The organism is Desulfococcus sp. (assembly GCF_050178255.1).
Classification (GTDB): domain Bacteria; phylum Desulfobacterota; class Desulfobacteria; order Desulfobacterales; family Desulfococcaceae; genus Desulfococcus; species Desulfococcus multivorans.
The window spans coordinates 41,237-45,412 of the sequence record NZ_JBFXGG010000022.1 but is presented as its reverse complement, the minus strand read 5'-3'; the positions used below and the strand labels follow the sequence as shown (position 1 = coordinate 45,412).

The window sequence follows — 4,176 nt, the reverse complement described above, 5'->3', positions numbered from 1 at the left end:
CCGACGTGCTGATCTACTATGCCTACACCGACAAGGCGGCGGGCTCCCGGGGGCTTTCGGCCTTCGTCATCGAACCCAGAAACTTCCCCGGCATCAAGACCTCCAACCTGGAGAAGCTGGGATCCCATGCCTCCCCCACCGGCGAGCTCTTCCTCGACAACGTCAAGGTGCCCAAGGAGAACATCCTCGGCAAGCCCGGCGACGGCGCCAAAATCGTCTTCGGCTCCCTCAACCACACCCGGCTTTCAGCCGCCGCCGGCGGCGTGGGTCTCGCTCAGGCCTGCCTCGACGCCGCCATCAAGTACTGCAACGAGCGCCGTCAGTTCGGCAAGCCCATCGGCGATTTCCAGATGAACCAGGACATGATCGCCCAGATGGCCGTCGAGGTGGAGGCGGCCCGTCTTCTGGCTTACAAGGCTGCCGCGGCCAAGGACGAGGGCCGGCTCAACAACGGCCTCGACGTGGCCATGGCCAAGTATGCCGCCGGCGAAGCCGTGAGCAAGTGCGCCAATTACGCCATGCGCATCCTCGGCGCCTACGGCTACTCCACCGAGTACCCCGTCGCCCGCTTCTACCGCGACGCACCCACCTATTACATGGTGGAGGGCTCGGCCAACATCTGCAAGATGATCATCGCCCTGGATCAGCTGGGGGTCAGAAAGGCCAACCGGTAACTCCGAGAACCTGAAAACGCCTGAAAGGAGACGATGTATGAACCCACCCGACAAATCCGTCCCGGAAAAAACCCGGGAAACGGCGGCCCTCTATTTCAAAGGAGTGACCGATGAAAGGCCCTACGATCTCTGGCGGGCCTTCGACAAGAACCTGGCCCGGGATCTCTCCCTCTTTATCACCGGCCAGATGTATGCCCGGGAAAAGATCCCTCACACGGTGCGGCAGCTCGTCACCGTCGCAGCCCTCACGGTACTCGTTCGGCCGGAGGAGCTGAAGCTCCATATCCAGGCCGCCCTCAACGTGGGCTGCCCCCCTGAAGACATCGCCGAGACCATCTTTCAGACTGCGGTCTACGGCGGCGTTCCGGCCGTCAACACGGCCCTCAAGGTGCTCAAAGCCGTCCTCGAGGAAAAGGGGATGTGGCCGCCGGAACCGGCGGAAGCCCGCCCCTGAAAATCGCCGACAAGGTGCCCTTGACCTCCGGGAAGAGATGGTTATATTTGTGCGAAATAAGTTCTAAGCCTTTAAATCCAAAAGGTTATGAAAAATATCGGCAGCTGTGTCACCGGCTTGATGTTGGGGCCGTCTGAATCTCATTACCCAAGGAGGGATATCCATGATCATCAGGAGAATGTTCACCACACCGGCGTTTCGATGGAAAAGCCCCTATGATGAACTCGACGAGATGCGCGGGCGGTTGGCGCACCTGGCCCGCGCCCTGAGCGGCGAACCGGAGTCGCGGCCCGACGCCGGCGTCTACCCGCTCATCAATGTGACCGAGGACAAGGATCACTTCTGGATTCGTGCGGAACTGCCCGGCATCAAGGCCGATGATCTCGATCTGTCCATCACCGACAACCATCTCTCCCTCTCCGGTGAGCGGAAGATCCCCGATGCCGGTGCATCGGCAAAATGGCATCGCCGGGAGCGGGAAGCCGGAAAATTCAGTCGCATGATCGAGCTTCCCGACCGGGTGGATCCGGAGAAGGTCAAGGCCGGAATCGCCGACGGCGTCCTGAGCATCATGTTGCCCAAAGCCGCGTCGGCCAAACCGAGACAGATCAAGGTCAGCTGATGACGCAACCCTGGAGGCTTACCATGTCAGACATCCAAGTGAAGCAAAAACAGCAGGCGGAAGCGACCATGGAACCCACCCAATCGGGCAGAATCTTTTCTCCGGCGGTGGACATCTTTGAAACCGACACGGCCATCACCGTCATCGCCGACATCCCCGGGGTGCACCCCGACGATATGGAGATCGACCTCCGGGAGAGCGTCCTGACCCTCTCGGGAAAGATCCGGTCCCCGGATGGTGAAGGCGAACGGAGCGTGATGCGGGAATACGACACCGGCACCTATTTCCGCCAGTTCACGCTGTCGGAGGTCATCGACCAGGCGAGGATCGACGCCAAACTGGCGGACGGCGTCCTCACGGTCAGCCTCCCCAAGGTGGCCAAAGCGACCCCCCGGAAGATCGCCGTGACGGCCGGATAAGGACGGCGGCACAGGATCTGCGGCGCCGGCGCGGGGTTTCCGGCCCAGGGACGGATCTTTTGAACACATCGAACCAACGACACGGGCGGGTCTATCAGGTAGACCCGCCCGTGCTGTTTGACGTCTTCCGGACGACGGCGAGGCCGCTCCGGGGCCTCGCCTACCCGCCGGGGTTGCATTCGGTCTTTTGTCATACAATTTAAGGTGTTCAACCGGAAAAGTCAACGGAGTGCAAAGCCAACAACTTGAAGATACTGCTTATATATCCATATTGCCTCGAACGCCGCCGCGATGAAACAGACGTCAGCGCCGTGCCCATGGGACTCTATTACATCGGCGCCCTCCTCCGTGAGAACGGCTACGATGCGGAGATCCTCAGTTGCCACGGGATGGCCGGCGAACCGGAACGGATCCGGGAGATTCTTCGGGAAAAGGCTCCCCGGGTGATCGGATTTTCGGTCCTCAACGCCAACCGGTGGGGTGCCGTCGAAATCGCCGGGATCGCCAAGGCCCTCGATCCCGGGGTGACCACCGTCGTGGGCGGCGTGGCCGCCACGTTCCTGTGGCAGCATCTCCTCGGCCGTTTTGCGGAGATCGACCTGGCGGTGGCGGGCGAGGGGGAATTCCCCTTCCTGGAACTCGTAAAGGCCCTGGCGGCGACGGGGAATCGCCCGGGGAAAAAGAGCCTTGCGGAAATCGTCGGCCACATCCCGGGCGTTGCCTTCCGGCGAAGGGGAACCCCCGTCCTCAATGAAGCCGCGCCGCCCATCCCCGACCTCGATCGTCTGCCGAATCCCGCCCGTCATTTCACCTATCAGCATCTCTCCCTGACCCGGGGGTGCCCCGGCCGATGCACCTTCTGCGCCTCGCCGCGGCTGTGGGACCGAAAGGTCCGGTTTCACTCGGCCGACTACTTCGTGGATCAGATGTCCCTGCTCCATGCCCGGGGCGTCGGTTTCTTTTACGTCTCCGATGACACCTTCACCCTGAAAAAGGACCGGGTCATCGCCGTCTGCCGGGAGATTCTCCGGCGGGGGCTCCGGATCTCCTGGGCCGCCATCTCGCGGGTGGATGCCGTGGACGAGGAGGTGCTCCGGTGGATGCGGCGCGCCGGGTGCGTTCAGATCAGCTACGGCGTGGAGAGCGGCTCGGAGCGGATTCGGAAACGGCTCGGAAAAAACATCACCCGAGAGCAGATCCAACGGGCCTTTGCCCTGACCACGGCCTTCGGCATCCTGGCCCGGGCCTATTTCATCTACGGCTGCCCCGGAGAGACGTGGGAAACCCTGGAGGAGACTCAGGCCCTGATCCGGGAGATCAAACCCCTGGCCGCCGTTTTCTACATCCTCGACATCCTGCCCGGCACCGCCCTCTACGACGAGATCCGGCAGCGCGACGGCATTACCGACGATATCTGGGGTCGGCGTATCGAGGACATCCCTTACTACACCCGGGATCCGGACCTTCCCGAGGCACTGATCCTCGCCTTCGGCCGGTCCCTCAGGGATCATTTCCGCGCACACCTTCCCGGCTTCGCCGACGCCGCGGCACTCAAGGACGACCCGGCCCTCTATCCCTGTCACGCCGATTTTCTCTCCCGGCTGGCCATGACCTTCTCCCACGGGGATTACGCCGACCATCCGGAGGCCCCGGCGACGGCGGAACGGCTCTATGCCAGGGCACTCGGCTATCACCCGGACCATCGGGCCTTTTTGGGCCTCGGCATTCTGCACCAGCGCAGGCAGCGGTTTTCAGCATCGATCCGGATCCTCGAGGAAGGCATCCGGCATTTCCCGGGAAGCGAGTCGTTGAATCTCGCCGCGGCCGTCGGCCACATGAACATGGGCCGGTACAATCAGGCCCTCGCCGTTCTGGAGAAATTCCCCCACAGCAAGGCCGCCGCCGACTACGCCGCCCAATGCCGTCATGCCCTGAAAAACGCCGCCGACAACAGCATCCGTCCGGAAGAAGATGGAGAGAACCCCCATGAGCCTGTCGACACCGCCC

Annotated in this window: 5 protein-coding genes; all 5 read left to right on the top strand. The window is 62.5% G+C overall.

The window, feature by feature from the left end; all coding sequences use genetic code 11:
* The coding region (locus AB7S84_RS06590) for an acyl-CoA dehydrogenase family protein (RefSeq protein ID WP_428153547.1) at positions 1-674 on the top strand (674 nt) is incomplete at its 5' end.
* 37 nt (positions 675-711) lie between these two features.
* Positions 712-1,128 (top strand): carboxymuconolactone decarboxylase family protein, encoded by a 417-nt coding sequence (locus tag AB7S84_RS06585; RefSeq protein ID WP_020877447.1) that lies wholly within the window; start codon positions 712-714, stop codon positions 1,126-1,128.
* A 163-nt stretch (positions 1,129-1,291) separates the two neighbouring features.
* Complete coding sequence (locus AB7S84_RS06580; protein ID WP_020877448.1) at positions 1,292-1,750, top strand: Hsp20/alpha crystallin family protein; 459 nt, start codon at positions 1,292-1,294, stop codon at positions 1,748-1,750.
* A 23-nt stretch (positions 1,751-1,773) separates the two neighbouring features.
* On the top strand, positions 1,774-2,169 hold the full coding sequence (locus AB7S84_RS06575) for an Hsp20/alpha crystallin family protein (protein ID WP_020877449.1): 396 nt from the start codon (positions 1,774-1,776) through the stop codon (positions 2,167-2,169).
* Between the two features lie 245 nt (positions 2,170-2,414).
* The coding region (locus tag AB7S84_RS06570) for a radical SAM protein (protein WP_428153543.1) at positions 2,415-4,176 on the top strand (1,762 nt) is incomplete at its 3' end.

Bases quoted from the DNA above. Each gene is read 5' to 3' on its own strand.
- AB7S84_RS06585 (WP_020877447.1), top strand. From the start codon at position 712: ATGAACCCACCCGACAAATCCGTCCCGGAAAAAACCCGGGAAACGGCG.
- AB7S84_RS06580 (WP_020877448.1), top strand. From the start codon at position 1,292: ATGATCATCAGGAGAATGTTCACCACACCGGCGTTTCGATGGAAAAGC.
- AB7S84_RS06575 (WP_020877449.1), top strand. From the start codon at position 1,774: ATGTCAGACATCCAAGTGAAGCAAAAACAGCAGGCGGAAGCGACCATG.